This is a genomic window from Cellulomonas sp. FA1 (assembly GCF_000986825.1).
Classification (GTDB): Bacteria; Actinomycetota; Actinomycetes; order Actinomycetales; family Cellulomonadaceae; genus Cellulomonas; species Cellulomonas iranensis.
In genome coordinates this window covers 2,170,916-2,187,743 of record NZ_LBMY01000001.1, presented here as the reverse complement: position 1 = coordinate 2,187,743, position 16,828 = coordinate 2,170,916, and the positions used below count along the sequence as shown (strand labels likewise).

At 75.8% G+C, this 16,828-nt stretch carries 15 protein-coding genes; 9 read left to right on the top strand and 6 right to left on the bottom strand.

All coding sequences use genetic code 11. From position 1 onward, the window contains the following. Nucleotides 1–16 precede the first annotated feature (16 nt). From GY42_RS09905 to GY42_RS09895, 3 genes are all read right to left on the bottom strand, one after another. The gene (locus tag GY42_RS09905; protein WP_046529209.1) at nt 17–1,042 is read right to left on the bottom strand and encodes an AAA family ATPase; all 1,026 of its coding nucleotides are present in this window, start codon (nt 1,040–1,042) and stop codon (nt 17–19) included. A 75-nt stretch (nt 1,043–1,117) separates the two neighbouring features. Continuing rightward, nucleotides 1,118–1,891, bottom strand: a complete 774-nt coding sequence (locus tag GY42_RS09900; protein WP_046529208.1) for an HAD-IIA family hydrolase — start codon at nt 1,889–1,891, stop codon at nt 1,118–1,120. Next, nucleotides 1,888–2,745, bottom strand: a complete 858-nt coding sequence (locus tag GY42_RS09895; RefSeq protein WP_046529207.1) for a VTT domain-containing protein — start codon at nt 2,743–2,745, stop codon at nt 1,888–1,890. Before GY42_RS09895 ends, GY42_RS09900 begins: the two co-directional genes overlap by 4 nt. A gap of 66 nt (nt 2,746–2,811) precedes the next feature. Between GY42_RS09895 and GY42_RS09890 the strand changes: the two genes are divergently transcribed. The 3 genes from GY42_RS09890 to fbaA all read left to right on the top strand — a co-directional run bounded on the left by GY42_RS09890 (nt 2,812) and on the right by fbaA (nt 5,628). After that, complete coding sequence (locus GY42_RS09890; RefSeq protein WP_052748295.1) at nt 2,812–3,801, top strand: DUF368 domain-containing protein; 990 nt, start codon at nt 2,812–2,814, stop codon at nt 3,799–3,801. After that, complete coding sequence (locus GY42_RS09885) at nt 3,798–4,463, top strand: TrmH family RNA methyltransferase (protein ID WP_046530797.1); 666 nt, start codon at nt 3,798–3,800, stop codon at nt 4,461–4,463. The genes GY42_RS09890 and GY42_RS09885 overlap by 4 nt, the downstream gene beginning before the upstream one ends. Nucleotides 4,464–4,557: 94 nt before the next feature. After that, the gene (fbaA, locus tag GY42_RS09880; RefSeq protein ID WP_255430545.1) at nt 4,558–5,628 is read left to right on the top strand and encodes a class II fructose-bisphosphate aldolase; all 1,071 of its coding nucleotides are present in this window, start codon (nt 4,558–4,560) and stop codon (nt 5,626–5,628) included. A 99-nt stretch (nt 5,629–5,727) separates the two neighbouring features. Here the strand turns inward: fbaA and GY42_RS09875 are convergent, their stop codons facing one another. Next, a complete protein-coding gene (locus tag GY42_RS09875; protein ID WP_046529205.1) occupies nt 5,728–6,156 on the bottom strand; it encodes an STAS domain-containing protein in 429 nt (142 codons plus the stop codon). Between the two features lie 83 nt (nt 6,157–6,239). Here GY42_RS09875 and GY42_RS09870 point away from each other — a divergent pair, with 83 nt between their 5' ends. Further along, nucleotides 6,240–8,396 carry an ATP-binding SpoIIE family protein phosphatase gene (locus tag GY42_RS09870; RefSeq protein ID WP_046530796.1) on the top strand — a complete coding sequence of 719 codons (2,157 nt, stop codon included), beginning with the start codon at nt 6,240–6,242 and terminating at the stop codon, nt 8,394–8,396. Between the two features lie 57 nt (nt 8,397–8,453). Here the strand turns inward: GY42_RS09870 and GY42_RS09865 are convergent, their stop codons facing one another. After that, the gene (locus GY42_RS09865; protein WP_046529204.1) at nt 8,454–8,822 is read right to left on the bottom strand and encodes an STAS domain-containing protein; all 369 of its coding nucleotides are present in this window, start codon (nt 8,820–8,822) and stop codon (nt 8,454–8,456) included. Between the two features lie 120 nt (nt 8,823–8,942). Here GY42_RS09865 and GY42_RS09860 point away from each other — a divergent pair, with 120 nt between their 5' ends. Together GY42_RS09860 and GY42_RS09855 are read left to right on the top strand one after the other, a co-directional pair. Next, nucleotides 8,943–9,359, top strand: coding sequence for a DUF3151 family protein (locus GY42_RS09860; RefSeq protein WP_046529203.1), 417 nt, complete (start codon nt 8,943–8,945; stop codon nt 9,357–9,359). Nucleotides 9,360–9,583: 224 nt separating this feature from the next. Beyond that, nucleotides 9,584–10,870 carry an adenylosuccinate synthase gene (locus GY42_RS09855; RefSeq protein ID WP_046529202.1) on the top strand — a complete coding sequence of 429 codons (1,287 nt, stop codon included), beginning with the start codon at nt 9,584–9,586 and terminating at the stop codon, nt 10,868–10,870. 83 nt (nt 10,871–10,953) lie between these two features. Here GY42_RS09855 and GY42_RS09850 read toward each other — a convergent pair whose 3' ends face one another. After that, nucleotides 10,954–12,348, bottom strand: a complete 1,395-nt coding sequence (locus GY42_RS09850) for an MFS transporter (RefSeq protein WP_052748294.1) — start codon at nt 12,346–12,348, stop codon at nt 10,954–10,956. Nucleotides 12,349–12,428: 80 nt separating this feature from the next. Here GY42_RS09850 and GY42_RS09845 point away from each other — a divergent pair, with 80 nt between their 5' ends. The 3 genes from GY42_RS09845 to GY42_RS09835 all read left to right on the top strand — a co-directional run bounded on the left by GY42_RS09845 (nt 12,429) and on the right by GY42_RS09835 (nt 16,824). Continuing rightward, nucleotides 12,429–13,022, top strand: coding sequence for a winged helix-turn-helix domain-containing protein (locus tag GY42_RS09845; RefSeq protein WP_046529201.1), 594 nt, complete (start codon nt 12,429–12,431; stop codon nt 13,020–13,022). Nucleotides 13,023–13,104: 82 nt separating this feature from the next. Next, the gene (gene purD / locus GY42_RS09840; RefSeq protein ID WP_046529200.1) at nt 13,105–14,397 is read left to right on the top strand and encodes a phosphoribosylamine--glycine ligase; all 1,293 of its coding nucleotides are present in this window, start codon (nt 13,105–13,107) and stop codon (nt 14,395–14,397) included. A gap of 249 nt (nt 14,398–14,646) precedes the next feature. Then, a complete protein-coding gene (locus GY42_RS09835) occupies nt 14,647–16,824 on the top strand; it encodes a fibronectin type III domain-containing protein (RefSeq protein WP_046529199.1) in 2,178 nt (725 codons plus the stop codon). The last annotated feature ends 4 nt before the right edge of the window (nt 16,825–16,828 follow it).

Below are 16,828 nucleotides of genomic sequence, written 5' to 3'. Positions count from 1 at the left end.
TCGGCGGGGCCGGGCGTCAGGACGAGAAGGCCGCGATGTGCGCGTCGGACGGCGCGGTGTGCCGGTCCGGCGCCAGCAGCGACGGCAGCCGGTGCAGCAGGGGGTCGACGAGCCCGCGCCGCGGGTCGAGCGCGTGCGCGTGCTCGAGCCGCTCGAGCAGCACGCCCACCTCGCACGTCGTGAGCCCCAGGGTCGTGGCGAGCGCCGCGGGCTCGACGAACCGGTCGGTCGTCGCGCAGACCGCCGCGAGCAGCCGGTCGAGCGGGCAGCGCTCCTCGCCGCGGCACACGTCGTGGTGCAGACCGGCCGCGACCCGCTCGACGAACGCCGGGCCGACGTCGCCCAGGTCGCGGTGCTCGGCGATCGCGCGCGGCAGGCCGCCGTGGCGCAGGAAGGCGGCGCGCACCTGCGCGGCGTCCGCCGCGGGGTCCGCGGTGACGAGCTCGGCGAACGTCGCGGGGCGCAGGTGGAGCACCTGCACGGCTCCGCACGGCGTCGCGGCGCGCAGCGCCGCGAGGTCCGCGGGGTCGAGCACCGACGTGGTCGCGAGGACCTGGTGCCCGCGGCGGCACGCCTCGGCGACCGCAGCCGGCCAACGGGGCACCGTGCCGACCTCGTCGACCACGAGCACCCGGGCGCCGTCGCACGCCGGCGCGCCCGTGCGGGTCGGCAGCCGGAGCACGGCGGCGACGTCGACGCCGCCCATGCGGCGCGGCCGGTCGTCCTCGTCGAGGTGCTCGACCGGCACGAGCACGACGCGGCGCGGGTCGACGGCCGGGTCGGCCACGAGGTGCGCGACGACGTCCTTGACGGCCGTCGTCTTGCCGACGCCGCGCGGCCCGACCACGAGCGTCACGGTGCCCGGGCGCGGCCCGGCCGCGAGGTCCGCGAGCACCGCGCGGGCCGTCGCGGTCGCGAGCGGCCACTCGTGCGCGTCGCGCGTCGTCAGCTCGGGGTCGTCGAGCACCCAGGACGCGCGGCGGCGGCGCGACCACCAGGGGTTGGTCGCGCGCAGCACCTGGGCGAGCTCGTTGTTGCGCACACCTCAGCGTGCGCCCTCGTCAGAGCCCCGACGAGGGACGAACGGCCTCGCCGGGCCGTGGTACGGGCGTGCGCGTCAGACCATCTCGAGCAGGTCCTGGACGGAGTCCAGGACCTGGGTGGGGCGGAACGGGAACCGCTCGACGTCGGTCGCGCGCGTCGAGCCCGTGAGCACGAGGTAGGTGCGCAGCCCGGCCTCGATGCCCGCGATCACGTCGGTGTCCATGCGGTCGCCCACCATGACGGTCGTCTCGGAGTGCGCGTCGATCCGGTTGAGCGCCGAGCGGATCATCATCGGGTTCGGCTTGCCCACGAAGTACGGCTTGCGCCCGGTGGCCGCCGAGATCATCGCGGCGACGGCGCCGGTCGCGGGCAGGTCGCCCTCGGCGCTCGGGCCCGTGACGTCGGGGTTCGTCGCGATGAAGCGCGCGCCGCCCTGGATGAGGCGGATGGCCTGCGTGATCGCCTCGAACGAGTACGTGCGTGTCTCGCCCAGCACGACGAAGTCCGGGCGCGCGGCGGTGAGCGTGTAGCCGGCCTCGTACAGCGCGGTCGTGAGGCCCGCCTCGCCGATGACGTACGCCGAGCCGCCGGGCATCTGGTCGGTGAGGAACTGCGCGGTCGCGAGCGCCGACGTCCAGATGGCCTGCTCCGGCACGTCGATCCCCGTCGCGGCGAGTCGCGCCCGCAGGTCGCGCGGCGTGTAGATCGAGTTGTTCGTGAGGATGAGGAACGGGCGCTCCGCGGCCTGCAGCGCGCCCACGAACTCGGCGGCGCCCGGCAGCGCGTGGTTCTCGTGCACGAGCACGCCGTCCATGTCGGACAGCCACGAGCGGATCTCGCGCGTCATCGCGCACCCCGCCCGGCGTCGTCGCCCGGCAGGTCGACGACCTCGGTGCCCGCCTGCCCGGCGACGGGCTCGGTGGCCGCGTGGCCGAAGACCTCGCGCTCGACCGCGGCGCGCTCGACCGGCTCGTCGTACGCCGTGTCGCGGCCCTCGACCGTCTCGCCGGCCTTCTCCTTGCGGCGCGCGCGCCACAGCTCGAACGCCACGGGCAGCAGCGACGCGAGCACGATGACGACGAGCAGCGCCTCGATGTTGTCCTTGATGAACGTGACGTTGCCCAGCAGGTAGCCCAGGAGCGTCACGCCGACGCCCCACAGCAGGGCACCGACCACGTTGAACGACACGAAGTGCCGGTAGCTCATCTTGCCGACGCCGGCCGCGACCGGGGCGTACGTGCGCACGAACGGCACGAAGCGCGCCACGATGATCGTCCGGCCGCCGTACCTGTCGAAGTACGCGTACGTCTGGTCGATGTACTTCTGCTTGAAGAACCGCGAGTCGGGGCGGCTGAACACGCGCGGGCCCAGCTTGCGGCCGATCGCGTACGCGACCTGGTCGCCCGCGAACGCCGCGAGGAACAGCATCAGGCACAGCACCCAGATGTTGAGCTGGAGCGAGTCCTGCGCGACCAGCGCGCCCGCCGTGAACAGCAGCGAGTCGCCGGGCAGGAACGGGAACAGCAGCCCGGTCTCGATGAACACGACGGCCGTGATGCCGATCAGCGCCGCCGTGCCGAACGACGCGATGAGGTGGTCGGCCTGCAGGAAGTCCGGACCGAGCGCCGGCAGCGGGCCGCCGGCCAGCAGCGGCGCCACGTCGGTGGTCAGTGCGGCGGCGAGCGCCGACGTCGTCAACATGGTCCTCAGCCTACGGCGCGGGACGTCGCCGGACGGCGCCCCGGAGCGCCTGGTTAGGGTGGAGCGGTGGCTCATGACGCGACCTCCCCGGCCGACGCCCCCACCACCTCGACCCTCGCGGCACCGCGCACGACGTGGTCCCGTGCCCCCCTGCACGTCGCCCGCGGCGGGCTCATCGGCGCCGCCGAGTCCGTGCCCGGCATCTCGGGCGGCACCGTCGCGCTCGTCGTCGGCCTGTACGACGAGCTGATCGCCGCGGCCGCGCACGTCGTGCACGCGGGCCGCGCGTTCGTCGTCGGGGTCGTGCGCCGCCGCGGCACCGCCGAGGCCGCCGCCGCGCTGCGCCGCGTCGACTGGCGCCTCGTGCTGCCCGTGCTCGCGGGCATGGCGGTCGTGCTCGTGCTGTCGTTGCGCACGCTCGCGCCGCTCCTGGAGAGCCACCCCGTGCCGACGCGCGCCGTGTTCGCGGGGATGATCGCGGCGTCGGTCGCCGTGCCGCTCGGCATGATGCCGGCGCGGCCGCGCGTGCGGGACGGCGCCTACGCGCTGGTCGCGGCCGTCGCCGCGTTCCTGCTCACGGGTCTGCCGCCCGTCGCGATCGAGGAGCCGTCGCTCTGGTACGTCGTGCTGGGCGCCGCGATCGCGATCAACGCACTCGTCGTGCCGGGTCTGTCGGGCTCGGCGCTGCTCGTGGTGCTCGGGCTGTACGTGCCCGTGCAGGCCGCGCTCGACGGCCGCGACGCCGCGTTCGTCGGCGCGTTCGCGCTCGGGGCCGTGCTCGGGTTCGCGGCGTTCGTGCGCACGCTGCAGTGGCTGCTGCACGAGCGCCGCCAGGTCACCATGGCCGTGGTCACCGGTCTCATGGTCGGGTCGCTGCGCGCGCTGTGGCCGTGGCAGGACGACGACCGCGGGCTGCTCGCGCCGCAGGGCGACGTCGGCCAGGTCGTGGCGCTGGTCGTCGCCGGCGCCGTCGTCGTCGGCGGGCTCGTCGCGTGGGAGCGGCGACGTGCCGCCCGGGTGCGGGTCGTCGCCGACGCGGCGACCGCGGTGTCGTGACGCACGACCCGGCAGCGCCCGACGGGGTGCCGCCGGCCGCCGAGGTGGGCGTCGGGCCGTGGCCCGGCGGGCCCGGCGCGTGGCCCGACGACCCGCGCTACGACCCCGAGCTGCTCGCGCACGGCGACCGCCGCAACGTCGTCGACCGCTACCGGTACTGGACCGTCGAGGCGATCGTCGCCGACCTCGACACGCGCCGCCACGCGTTCCACGTCGCGATCGAGAACTGGGCGCACGACCTCAACATCGGGTCCGTGGTCCGCACCGCCAACGCGTTCAACGCCGCGGGCGTGCACGTGGTCGGGCGACGGCGCTGGAACCGGCGCGGCGCGATGGTCACCGACCGGTACCTGCACGTGCACCACCACCCCGACGCGGCCGCGCTCGTGTCCTGGGCCGCGGGCGCCGGGCCCGGCGGGACGCGGCTGCCGCTCGTCGGCGTCGACAACGTCCCGGGGTCGGTGCCGCTCGAGGGGTTCGCGCTGCCGCGCGCGTGCGTGCTCGTGCTGGGGCAGGAGTCGACCGGCCTGACCCGGGAGGCGCAGGACGCGTGCGACGTCGTCGTGCACGTCACGCAGCACGGCAGCACGCGCTCGCTCAACGCCGGGGCCGCCGCCGCGATCGTCATGCACGCGTGGGCCGTGCAGCACGTGCCCCGCTGAGCGGCCCCGGGCGGCACGGGGCTGCCCCGGGCGGCACCGGGCGGCACCGGGACGAGGGTCCCGGTGGACGTCCCGGACGGCGGGTGCCCCGGTGGTGGCAGACTCAGGTCGTACCGCTCCCCGACTCTTCAGGAGAACAGCGATGCCCATCGCCACCCCCGAGGTCTACGCCGAGATGATCGACCGGGCGAAGGCCGGCAAGTTCGCCTACCCCGCCGTCAACATCACGTCGTCCCAGACCGTCACCGCCGCCATCCAGGGCTTCGCGGAGGCCGAGTCGGACGGCATCATCCAGGTGTCGGTCGGCGGCGCCGAGTACGCGTCGGGCTCGACGATCAAGAACCGTGTGTCCGGCACGCTCGCGCTCGCGGCGTACGCGACCGAGGTCGCCAAGCACTACGGCGTCACGATCGCGCTGCACACCGACCACTGCGTCAAGAAGAACCTCGACTCGTGGGTCCGCCCGCTGCTGGCGCTCGAGGCCGAGCAGGTCAAGCGCGGCGAGAACCCGACGTTCCAGTCGCACATGTTCGACGGCTCGGACATCCCGCTCGACGAGAACCTCGTCATCGCGGCCGAGCTCCTCGAGCTCTCGCAGGCGGCCCGCACGATCCTCGAGATCGAGGTCGGCGTCGTCGGTGGCGAGGAGGACGGCCACGAGGCCGAGATCAACGAGAAGCTCTACACGACGGCCGAGGACGGCCTGAAGACCGTCGAGGCGCTCGGCGCGGGCGAGAAGGGCCGCTACCTGACGGCCCTCACGTTCGGCAACGTGCACGGCGTGTACAAGCCGGGTGCGGTCAAGCTGCGCCCGTCGATCCTCGCGGACATCCAGCGCGAGGTCGGCGCGAAGATCGGCAAGGAGTCGCCGTTCGACCTCGTCTTCCACGGCGGGTCGGGCTCGACGGCCGCGGAGATCGCCGAGGCGGTCGACAACGGCGTCATCAAGATGAACATCGACACCGACACGCAGTACGCGTTCACGCGTCCCGTCGTCGCGCACATGTTCACCAACTACGACGGCGTCCTCAAGGTCGACGGCGAGGTCGGCAACAAGAAGGCCTACGACCCGCGCGCCTGGGGCAAGCTGGCCGAGGCCGGCATGGCCGCGCGCATCGTCGAGGCGTGCCAGCAGCTGCGCTCGGCGGGCACCCGGATCTCCTGACCCGGAGCCGCCACGCGAACGGCCCCGACCTCCTGCCGGGGGTCGGGGCCGTCCTGCGTCGCGGGTGCGGCCGCGCCCGTGGTGCGAAGGGGGTCGGCGTCAGGCCGGCGGGTCGACCGGCTCGAACGGCGCGGCGTCGTCCTCGTCGACGACGTCGAGCAGCTCGCCGATCCGCGTGACCTCGAGCAGGAACCGCACGGTGGGCGGCACGCGCAGCAGCCGCACGCGGTGCTCGCTGCGGATCGACAGCCGCGCGAGGAACGCGACGCCCGACGAGTCCATGAACGTCACGTGGTGCGCGTCCACCTCGATGGGCAGGCCGCGCTGCTCGGCCTCGGCCGTGGCCTCCTGCAGCTCCGGGCCCAGGTCGGCGTCGACCTCGCCCGAGAGCACGATGCGCGTGCGGTCCGTGCCGACGATGACCTGCACCGCGCCGGGCTCGCCGGCCGTCGCGGGGGCGGCCTCCGGGGCCGTCGCCTCCGTCGTGGCGGCGTCCTCGCCTGCGGAAGGGCTGTTACCGTCTCGCACGATGCTCCTTCCGAGCGCCGGGGGGCTCGCCGAGGTGGCCGAGCGGTTCGTCCGTTCGGCACGCTAGACGATCGGAGGTGGTGATGGTCAACTCCCACGCCATCGGGCCGGCGGTCGAGCGTACGTCGTCGGCGCGTCGGCGGCGCGTCGCGCACCCGGCGCCGCAGGTGGGCCCCGGTGCGCTCGGCGCGGCGGCGGCCGCGACCCCCGTGCCGCTCGCGCTGCTGCACGCCGCGGACGACGCGCTGCGCGTCGCGTGGGTCAACGACGCGCTCGCACGTGCCGTCGGCTACGCCGCGGACGACGTCGTCGGCGTCGACGTGCTGACCGACCCGCGCGTGCGCCCCGCGGACCGCGCGGCGGCCCGCGCCGTGGCCGCGGCGGGCGCGTCGTCGTACGACGTCGTGCTGCGCCGCGCCGACGGCGTGCACGTGCACTGCGTCGCCCACCTGGCGCCCGTGGACGGCGCCGACGTGCCCGACGGCACGCTCGTCGCCGCCGTGCAGGACCTCACGGCGGAGCTCACCGCGCACGCCGAGCAGCAGGCGATCGTCGCGCACGAGCGCCGCGAGCGCCGCAGCCTCGCGCTCATCGCGCGCGTCTCCGACCTGCTCATGGACGTCGACGAGCCGCAGGGGCTGCGCGAGATCGCGGCGCTGCTGGAGTCGCAGGTGGTCGCGACCGCGGCGTTCTTCCTGTCCGAGAAGGGCCTGTGGGCGGCCGACGGGCTGGAGCAGTACCACGCGAGCCCCCGGCACCCGGCGCTGCCCGGGCGGCCGCCCTCGCGCTGCCCGCACGACCCGGTCGCGACGCTGCTCGCGGGCGGCGGCGACGAGCCCGTCGAGCTCGACCTGTCCGCCGAGCACGCCGAGGGCTCGTACGCGCGCTGGCTCGCCGAGCGGCTCCGCGGCGAGGGGCTCGACCCGCGCGTGGTCGTGCAGCCCGTGCCGGGGCGGCGACGCACGGTCGGCCTGCTCGTCGTGCGGCCGCGCACCGGGTCCGGGCTCGCGGGCCTCGACGGCGCCGACCGGACCGTCGTCGAGCTCGTCGCGCGCCGCGTCGGCCTGTCGATCGACAACGTGCGCCTCTACGACCGCGAGCACCGGCTCGCCGAGACCCTGCAGCGCGCGATGCTCCCCGAGCAGGCCGAGGTCGAGGGCCTCGACGTGTGGACGTACTACTCGCCCAACGCCGACGACGCGCAGGTCGGGGGCGACTGGTACGACGTCCTGCAGGTCGACCCGACCACGGTGGGGGTCGTCATCGGCGACGTCGTGGGCCACGACGTCGAGGCGGCCGCGACCATGGGCCAGCTGCGCTCGGTGGTGCGCTCGTACGCGTTCGACAACACGACGCCCGGTCCGGTGCTCGAGCGGGTCGACCAGCTCTTCGCCGGCATGCGGATCCCGCGTGCCGCGAGCCTCGTGCTCGCGACGCTGCGCCGCGCCGACGCGGGCGCCTGGACGCTGCAGTTCTCGCGCGCCGGGCACCTGCCGCTGCTGCACGTGCGCGACGGGCACGCGCAGCACCTGCTGGGCCGCGGCGGCCCGCTCGTCGGGTTCGGCGGCGGACCGCGCGCGACGGACGAGGTCGCGCTCGCGCCCGGCGACGTCGTCGTGTTCTACACCGACGGCCTCGTCGAGCGCCGCGACCGCAGCCTGCGCGACGGCCTGACGGTCCTCGAGTCGGTCGCGGCCGCCGTGACGGCGCGCGACGCCGCGGGCATCGGCGAGGACCTGCTGTCGCGCCTCGCGGACCACCCCGAGGACGACGTCGCGGTCGTGGTGGTGCGCGTCCCGGCGCTCGACGAGCACCTCGGCGGCGCCGTCAGCCCGCGCCGCCGCCGCTGGGCGCTGCCCGGCGAGCCCGCGTCGATCGGCCGTGCGCGGCACGCCGTGGTGCGCACGTGCGAGGCGTGGGAGATCGACGACGCCTCCAACGCCGAGCTCGTGGTGTCCGAGCTGGTCGCGAACGCGGTCCTGCACGGCTGGGGCCACGTCGCGCTGCAGCTGCACGACACGGGCGACGGCCTGCGCATCGAGGTCGAGGACGCCAACCCGACGCCGCCCGTGACGACCGACGGCCACCCGGGCCGCGTGGGCGGGTACGGCATGCAGATCGTCGAGCGGCTGGCCGACTGGGGCTGGCGGCAGTCGCGCGGCGGCAAGGTCGTGTGGGCCAAGATCCGCCCGGGCGCGCTGCCCGCGTCGGCGTCCGAGGCGCCGCGTCGCGACGTCTGACGCCGCGGGGCACGGTCAGAGCGGGCGGTCCGCAGACGCGTCCCGCGGGGCGGGACGTCAGGCGGGGGCGGGGGCGCCCGCGGGGCTGCCGGCCTGCGCGCCGGCGTCGAGCTCGCAGCGGTGGTCGGGGTCGATGCGGAACAGCTCGAGCGCACCGCAGATCTCGAGCACGAACAGGTCGCGGTCCGCGGCGCCGCGCAGCACGGTCGCGCCGCCCCGGCGGCGGCCCGCGTCGGCGAGCGAGATGAGGAACGCCGCGCCCGTGGAGTCCATGAACGTCACGCGGCACATGTCGATGACCAGGAGCTGGCGTCGCAGCCCGACCACGCGGGCCGTCACCTCGGGGAACTGCTCGCGCTCGGCGAGGTCGAGGTCGCCGGCGACCACCAGCGTCGTGGTGGTGGACGACGTCGCGATCTCGATCATGAACGTCCCTGGGCTGGGGGGCCGCGCGGCGGCGGGCGGGCTGCTGGTCGGTCGTTCGACTGTAGCCGCGGGCAACGGCCCCCGCGACCGGGGTGGGGCCCGCGGTGCGAGACTGGCGCCATGAGCCACGAGAACCTCCTGGGCGGTCCCGCGCCCACGCTGCTGCCCGCCGACGGCGCCGACGCGACGGCCCGCGCGACCCTCTCGACGGGCGTCGACGCGCGCGCCGCGGTGCCCGCCGCGCCTGCGTCGTCGCTGCTGTGGGCGCTGCTCGCGGAGCAGTCGGACGACGCCGTGGCGGCGTACGCGTACGCCCGGACCGGCTACCACCGGGGGCTCGACGCGCTGCGCCGCGCGGGCTGGCGCGGGCAGGGCCCGGTGCCGGTCGCGCACGAGCCGAACCAGGGCTTCCTGCGCGCGCTGCTCGCGCTCGCCGAGGCCGCCGCCGCGATCGGCGAGGACGACGAGGCCGCGCGCTGCCGGCAGTTCCTCGCGGACTGTGGCACGTCCGCCGGCGAGGTCGCCGCGCTGCGCTGACGCCGTGACGCGTGCCGGTGCCCGGCCGCGCGGAGCGGGACGGTGCGGTGCGTCGCGGGGCCGGGCGGCGGGACGCCCCGCAGTCGTGCCCCCGCGCTCCGGTACCCTTCCGGGTGGTACGCGTCACCTGCCGCGCGTGCTCGGGTCACCCGCGCCGCGAGCCCGCTCGCGCCCGTCTGCGGGGCGGAGCCGCATCGCTGGGCAGCGGGAAGTGGTGATCGCACATGCCGGCCGTCGTGGTGCTCGGTGCCCAGTGGGGCGACGAGGGCAAGGGCAAGGCGACCGACCAGCTCGGTGGGCGCACCGACGTCGTCGTGAAGTTCAACGGCGGCAACAACGCCGGGCACACGGTCGTCATCGAGGGGGAGAAGTACGCGCTGCACCTCCTGCCGTCGGGCATCCTCACGCCGGGCGTCGTCCCGGTGATCGGCAACGGCGTCGTCGTCGACGTCGAGGTGCTGTTCGAGGAGATCGACGCGCTCGAGGCGCGCGGCGTCGACACCTCGCGCCTGCTGGTGTCGTCCGCCGCGCACGTCATCGCGCCGTACAACCGCACGATGGACAAGGTCACCGAGCGGTTCCTCGGCAAGCGCCGCATCGGCACGACGGGCCGCGGCATCGGTCCGACGTACGCCGACAAGATCAACCGCATCGGCATCCGCGTGCAGGACCTGTTCGACGAGGGCATCCTGCGGCAGAAGGTCGAGGGCGCCCTCGACCAGAAGAACCACCTGCTGGTGAAGATCTACAACCGCCGCGCGATCACGGTCGACGAGACCGTCGAGGACCTGCTGCGCCACGCCGAGCGCCTGCGCCCGTACGTCGCGGACACGCCGCAGTTCCTCAACCACGCGCTCGACGAGGGCAAGACCCTCGTGTTCGAGGCCGGCCAGGCGACCATGCTCGACGTCGACCACGGCACGTACCCGTTCGTCACGTCGTCGGCGTGCACCGCGGGCGGCGCCTGCACGGGCTCGGGCGTCGGGCCCACGCGCATCGACCGGGTCGTCGCGGTCGCCAAGGCGTACACGACGCGCGTCGGCGAGGGGCCGTTCCCGACCGAGCTGCTCGACGCCGACGGCGAGTGGCTGCGCCAGACCGGCGGCGAGTACGGCACGACCACGGGGCGCCCGCGCCGCACGGGCTGGTACGACGCGGTCGTGGTGCGGTACGCGTCGCTCGTCAACGGCCTGACCGACCTCGTGGTCACCAAGCTCGACACGCTCACGGGGCGCGACCGCATCCCGGTCTGCGTCGCGTACGACGTCGACGGCCGCCGCGTCGAGGACATGCCGATCGACCAGACCGACTTCCACCACGCGAAGCCCGTCTACGAGTACCTCGACGGCTGGACCGAGGACATCTCGCAGGCGCGGCACGTCGACGACCTGCCGGCGGCCGCCCAGCGGTACCTGCAGTTCCTCGAGGACGTGTCGGGCACGCGCGTCTCGTCGATCGGCGTGGGCCCGGGCCGCGAGGCGATCATCGTCCGGCACGAGCTGCTGGGCTGACCTGCCGGCCCGACCCGTCGGGGCCCAGACCCCCGTGACCGCCCCGGGAGCCGCGCGACCGCGACTCCCGGGGCGGTGCGCGTTCAACCCTCGACGGGCGCCGGGGCGGGCAGCTCGTGCGCGTCGACGTCGCGCTGCCGCAGCACGGCCGCCGCGGCGGCCACCGCGACCACGCTGAGCGCGGTCGCGCCGAGCAGCACCGGGGCGAGCCCGTGGCTCGTCGCGAGCACGCCCGCGACGAGCGCACCGGCGGGCATGAGGCCGTAGCCGAGCGTGCGCGCGGCGCCCGCGACGCGGCCCAGCAGGTGGGCCGGCACGAGGCGCTGGCGGACGGTCTCGCTGATGACGTTGCCGACCGTGCTGAGCAGGCCGAGCAGCACGAGCACCGCGGCGAGCGGCGCGACGCGCGGCACGAGCACGGGCACCGCGAGCAGCGAGAACGCCAGCGCCCAGCACGTGACCATGAGGCGCACCTCGCCGACGCGCCGCACGAGGGGCTCGCCGAGCACCGAGCCGGCGACCGCGCCGACGGCGATGCCGAGCGTGAGCAGGGGGTAGGTCCGCTCGGTCATGCCGACGGCCGAGCCGGGGCCGACGACCCACAGCACGAAGACCGCGAAGTAGGCGGCGCTGCACATGTTGAGCACCGCCCCGGTGAGCACGACGACGCGCAGCACGCGGTGGCGCGTGACGAACCGCAGGCCCTCGCGGACGTCGGACCAGGCGCTCGTGCGGCGCGCCGGGGCCTCGGCGTCCGGGGTCGCGGGGTCGTCGAGGGTGCCCGTCGCGGCGGTGGCGGGTGCGGCGGTGGTCGGCGCGGTGCGGCGGTAGCGGCCGGGGACGTGGCGCCACAGCACGAGCGCGCCGGCGACGGCGAGCGCGGCGGGCACGCCGAGCACCCAGCCGGCGCCGAGCGTGAGCAGCGCGCCGGCGACGGGTGCGCCGAGGAACGCGTTGGCGACCTGCTGCACGGCCATGACGCGACCGTTGGCGGCGGCCAGGCGCTCACGCGGGACGAGGTCGGGGACGATCGCGCCGGCGGCGAGGTCGACGACGACCTCGGTGACGCCGTACGCGAGCACGAGGCCGACGAGCAGCGGCAGCGTGAGCGCGTCGCTCGCGGCGAGCCAGCCGCCGACCGCGAGGAGCGCGGCGCGCGCGGCGAGGCCGGCGATCTGCAGGCGGCGGCGGTCGCCGCGGTCGACGAGGACCCCGGCGGTGAGACCGAGCACGAGCCAGGGCAGCCAGGTCGCGGCGGACAGCAGCGCGATCTTGTCGGGGGAGCGCGTGAGGCCGAGCGCGACGAGCGGCACGCCGACCGCGACGATCCCGTCGCCGAGGTTGGCGGCGCCGGTCGCGGTGAGCAGCGCAGCGAAGCGCCGGCCGAGCGGGCGGGGTGCGTCGGGGGTGGCGTCGGTCGCGGGCTCGGGGGCGGCCGGCGGAGGGGCCGGGGAGGCGGGCGGGGCGGTGGCGGTCACGGTGTCCTCGCGGCGGCTAGGGTGGGAGGAAGCTTTGCAGAGGATCTCTGCAAAGAAGCTCTGCAAAGGTATCTCTGCACATGACGGATGACAAGAGCGCGGACGAGCGCACCCTCGGGCCCGAGGCCCTCAAGGCCTTCGCGCACCCCCTGCGCATGTCGATGTACGCCGAGCTGCGCAACGGCGGGCCAGCCACCGCGACGATGCTCGGCCGGCGCCTCGGGGAGTCCAGCGGGCAGACGAGCTACCACCTGCGCCAGCTCGAGAAGCACGGCTTCGTCGAGGACGACCCCGACCACCCGGCCGGGCGCGAGCGCTGGTGGCGCGCCGTCGGGTTCCGCATGGACGACCTCGACGCGCTCGACGACCCGGGGTCCGCGCAGGCCGTGCGCGCGGTGCTGCAGAGCATGATCGCCGAGCGCGCCCAGACCCTCACCGCGTGGGCCGCGTCGCTCGACGAGGTCCGGCAGGACTGGGACGTCCAGGTGTTCTCCAACATCACCGCCGACCTCACGCAGGACGAGGCCGCCGAGCTCGTCGAGCGGCTCACCGCCGTCGTCGAGGAGATCACCGAGCGCGGCCGCGTCGCCAAGGAGGAGGGGCGCACCGACGGGCGGCGCCGCGTGCGGCTCTACCTCGACGTCCTGCCCCTGCCCGAGACGCGCGGCACCTGACCGGGCGGGGTGCGCGCCCCGTCGACGACGCGTGCGGACGCCCCGGCTGCCGTCGCGGGCGCGGCCGGTAGGGTCGGGGCCCGTGGAGATCCTCGTCGTCGGCACCGGTGCCCGTGAGCACGCCCTCGTCCGCACGCTGTCGCTCGACCCCGCCGTGAGCGCGGTGCACGCGGCCCCCGGCAACCCGGGCATGGCGCGCCAGGCGACCCTGCACGCGGTCGACCCGCTCGACGGCGCCGCCGTCGCCGCGCTCGCGACCGGCCTCGGCGTCGACCTCGTCGTCGTCGGGCCCGAGGCGCCGCTCGTCGCGGGCGTCGCCGACGCCGTGCGCGCCGCCGGTGTCCCGGTCTTCGGGCCGTCCGCGCAGGCCGCGCAGCTCGAGGGCTCCAAGGCGTTCGCGAAGGACGTCATGGCCGCCGCGGGCGTCCCGACCGCAGCGGCGCGCGTCGCGACGACGCTCGACGAGGTCGCCGCCGCGCTCGACGAGTTCGGTGCGCCCTACGTCGTCAAGGACGACGGGCTCGCCGCCGGCAAGGGCGTCGTCGTCACCGAGGACCGCGACGCGGCCCTCGAGCACGCCGCCGCGTGCCTCGCGAAGGACGGCGGGCGGATCGTCGTCGAGGAGTACCTCGACGGGCCCGAGGTCTCGCTGTTCGTGCTGTGCGACGGCACCGACGTCGTGCCGCTCGTGCCCGCGCAGGACTTCAAGCGCGCGTACGACGGCGACGAGGGCCCCAACACCGGGGGCATGGGTGCCTACACGCCGCTGCCGTGGGCACCCGCGGGCCTGGTCGACGAGGTCGTCGAGACCGTCGCGCGCCCGACCGTCGCCGAGATGGCCCGGCGCGGCACGCCGTTCGTCGGCGTCCTGTACTGCGGGCTCGCGCTCACGAGCCGCGGCGTGCGCGTCGTCGAGTTCAACGCGCGGTTCGGCGACCCCGAGACGCAGGTCGTGCTCGCGCGGCTCGGCACGCCCCTCGCGGGCGTGCTGCTCGCCGCCGCCGAGGGCCGCCTGGCGGACCTCGACCCGTTGCACTGGCGCGCCGACGCCGCGGTCACCGTCGTGGTCGCGTCGCACGGCTACCCGGGCGACGTGCGCACGGGCGACCCCATCACGGGCCTCGACGGCGCCGACACCGTGCCCGGCGTCCACGTGCTGCACGCCGGGACCGCGGTCCGCACGACCGACGACGACCCCGAGAACCCGCTCAACGACCCCCTCCTGGTGTCGGCGGGCGGGCGCGTGCTCACCGTCGTCGGCGTCGGCGAGACCATCGCCGACGCGCGCCGCGCCGCTTACGTCGCGGTCGACCAGGTCGCGCTCGCCGGGTCGCACCACCGCACGGACATCGCGCTGGCAGCCGCCGAGGCCTGACGCGCCCGGCGCGCGCCGCACCGACCCGCAGCCACCCGCCCGGGTGGCGTCGGGGTGCTACCACCCCCGCACGTGCTGGGTGCTACCACCTCACTTTCGCCGGATCTCCTGCCGTGCCTTCAGATCCGGGTGACGCGCTGTCGATGGGACGAACGACCCACAGACAGGAGCACACCCATGCGCCCGACGCCGTCGCACGCGCCCTCCACCCGCCCGCCGAGGGCGCGCGCCCGCCGCGCCCTGAGCGCGGTGGCGACCCTCGCCCTCGCCGTCGGTGCGCTCGTCGCCGTGCCCGGCGCGGCCCACGCTGCCGTCGCGGTGCCCGGCGGCACCAGCCGCCCCGCGGCGGTCCCGCTGCCCGTGGCCGACCTCGACTCGAGCTTCACCGCGACCAACGCCCACATGAGCACCGCGCGGGGCCAGGACGGCCAGGCCTGGTACAACGTCACGTGGTACTCGTGGACGCCCCCGGCGGACGTGCGCGTCTACATGCGCGCCACGTCCACCAACCCCGTGGGCTGGGACAACACGCTCGAGGTCTGGTCGGGCTCCACGATGCTCGCGCAGAACGACGACTCCTACGCCCTCGACGCCGCGCTGCGGCTCGACCTGCGTGCCGGGACGTCCTACCGGATCGGCCTCGGCGGCTACCACCAGGGCTCCCGGGGCGAGGTCACGCTGCAGTTCGCGACCCGCACGCCGACCGCGCCGCGCGAGCCGTCCGTGACGGCCGCGCCGGGCGGTGCGACCGTCACGTGGGCGGCCCCGTCCGACCTCGCCGGCGGCGTCACCGGGTACCGCGTGCTCTGCACGCCCGAGGGCGGGCAGGAGGTCGAGTGCGGCAGCGTCACCGGCACGCCGCCGCCGACCTCGACGACGGTCGTCGGCCTGACCAACGGCACGCGCTACGCGGTGCGCGTCGTGGCCACCAACGTCATCGGCGACTCCGAGGGCTCCGCACCCGTCACGGTCGTCCCGCAGGCCACGTCCGCCACCACGGTGACGACCCAGCCCGAGGTACCCGTGAGCGGGCAGCCGTTCACGGTGCGTGTCGCCGTCACCTCGTCGGCCGCGGTGACGGGGACCGTCGACGTCACGATCGGCGACGAGGTGCGCACCGGCGTCCCGCTCGTCGACGGCGCAGCCGTCCTCGAGGGCCTCGTCCGATCGGCCGGGCCGCTGCGCGTGAGCGCGGCCTACGCCGGCACCACGTCGCTCGCCGGCTCGGCGGCCACGCACGACACGACCGTGGTGCGGCGCGCGCAGCAGGTCACGCTCGACGCGCTGCCCGCCGACCTCGTCTACGCGGGCGCGCCCGTGCGCCTGCACGGTTCGTCCGACCAGGGCCTGCCCGTGACCTACTCGGCGGACGGTGCGTGCGCCGTGCGCGGCGACGTCCTCGACCTCGTCGACGTCGGCACCTGCACAGTCACGGCCGCGCACGCCGGCGACAGCGAGACCGAGCCCGCGTCGGCCACGGTGACGGCCGAGATCGGCCGCCGCTCGCAGTCCGTGGCCCTGGCGCCGCTCCCCGCGCTCGTGTACGGGCAGGCGCCCGCCGAGCTGTTCGCCGCGTCGAGCGTGGGCCTGCCCGTGCAGGTGGACGCGCAGGGCGCGTGCCGCGTCGAGGACGGGCTCCTCGTCGTCACCGACGTCGGCCCGTGCACCGTGACCGCCGTCCAGGACGGCGACGAGCGCACGAGCCCGGCGCAGGCCGTGGTGCGCACGGGTGACGTCGCACGCCGCCCGCAGACCGTCACGATCGGCGCGTTCGCCGCGCCGACGCTCGGCCGGCCCGTGCCGACGGTCGTCGCGACCTCCGACCTGGGCCTGCCCGTGACGCTCACCGCGACGGGCGCGTGCACCGTGGTCGACGGCGCGCTCGTGGCCGTCAGCACCGGCGAGTGCGTCGTCACCGCGCAGCAGGCGGGCGACGCCCGCACGCTGCCCGGCAGCGCGTCGACGACGGTGGTCGTCAGCGGCCCCGACGCGACCGTCACGCTCGTCCTCGACGCGCGCCTCGGCTCGACCGCCGCCGGCGCGCCGGTCTCCGGGCGCGGCGAGGGCCTGCGTCCCGGCACCGAGGCGACGCTCGTCGTCCACTCGACGCCGCGCACGGTCGCGACCGGCCTCGTCGCGGCGGACGGCACGGTCGAGCTCACGGGCGTCCTGCCCACCGACCTCGAGCCCGGCACGCACCGGCTCGTCGTCAGCGGCACCGGCTTCGACGGCCGCGCCGTGACCACCGAGACGACGTTCGTGCTCGCCGACGACGGCACGTTCGTGCAGATCGGCGACCGGCGCGTCGCCGCGCTGGCGACCACGGGCGGGGACGCCGCGTCGACCGCCGGTGTCGCGGCCCTGTGGCTCGTGCTCGGTGCGGGGCTCGTCGTGGTGGCGCGCCGCCGCGCGGCCGCCGCGCGCTGACACG

Bases quoted from the DNA above. Each gene is read 5' to 3' on its own strand.
- GY42_RS09900 (WP_046529208.1), bottom strand. From the start codon at position 1,891: ATGACGCGCGAGATCCGCTCGTGGCTGTCCGACATGGACGGCGTGCTC.
- GY42_RS09895 (WP_046529207.1), bottom strand. From the start codon at position 2,745: ATGTTGACGACGTCGGCGCTCGCCGCCGCACTGACCACCGACGTGGCG.
- GY42_RS09870 (WP_046530796.1), top strand. From the start codon at position 6,240: ATGGTCAACTCCCACGCCATCGGGCCGGCGGTCGAGCGTACGTCGTCG.
- GY42_RS09865 (WP_046529204.1), bottom strand. From the start codon at position 8,822: ATGATCGAGATCGCGACGTCGTCCACCACCACGACGCTGGTGGTCGCC.
- GY42_RS09860 (WP_046529203.1), top strand. From the start codon at position 8,943: ATGAGCCACGAGAACCTCCTGGGCGGTCCCGCGCCCACGCTGCTGCCC.
- GY42_RS09855 (WP_046529202.1), top strand. From the start codon at position 9,584: ATGCCGGCCGTCGTGGTGCTCGGTGCCCAGTGGGGCGACGAGGGCAAG.
- GY42_RS09845 (WP_046529201.1), top strand. From the start codon at position 12,429: ATGACGGATGACAAGAGCGCGGACGAGCGCACCCTCGGGCCCGAGGCC.